Source organism: Paracoccus onchidii (assembly GCF_028294535.1).
GTDB classification, from domain to species: Bacteria; Pseudomonadota; Alphaproteobacteria; order Rhodobacterales; family Rhodobacteraceae; genus Paracoccus; species Paracoccus onchidii.
Window position 1 is genome coordinate 1 of sequence record NZ_JAQBIE010000081.1, and the last position, 573, is coordinate 573.

Sequence of the window (573 nt, forward strand, 5' to 3'; positions counted from 1 at the left end):
GTTCCGGTGGTTGCGCCCGTCGCACAGCCTTCGTTTGACTGGGCCGGTGCCTATGGCGGCCTTTCGGTGGGCTATGCGTTCGGCGGCGATGATCGCGTTGGCATCCACAACCCTGATGGCGACCTGCTGGGGACGCCGGGCAGCAATGACATCAGCGGCGCGACCTATGGCGTGCATCTTGGCTATCGCTGGCAGCGGGAATTCAGGGGGCGTCAATTCGTCTATGGCCCCGAACTGGCCTATGAAGGCGCGAGCGCAGACGGATCGTTTTCCACCGATTCAGCTTCGGGATCGTCGGAAATCGACAACCTGATCTCGCTGCGTTTTAAGAGCGGTATCCTGAACGAGGCGCAGAACACGCTGTTCTACGGCATCATCGGCGCGATGCGTGGCGAATTTGACTATGCCGTCGAAGGTGCGGGCATGGATTACAATGACAGCTATGATGCGGATGCCTGGACCGTGGGCCTGGGTGTCGAACGGATGGTGAATGAGCGCGTATCGCTGTTCGGGGAATGGGAATACCGCGATTTCGGTCGCGATACCCTGACTGATGATGCCGGGTTCAGCACC

Annotated in this window: 1 protein-coding gene; it reads left to right on the forward strand. The window is 60.0% G+C overall.

The annotated features are described in order from the left end of the window. Positions 1 to 573 (forward strand): outer membrane protein (locus tag PAF17_RS20140; protein ID WP_271890831.1); only part of this gene is annotated, 573 nt, incomplete at both ends.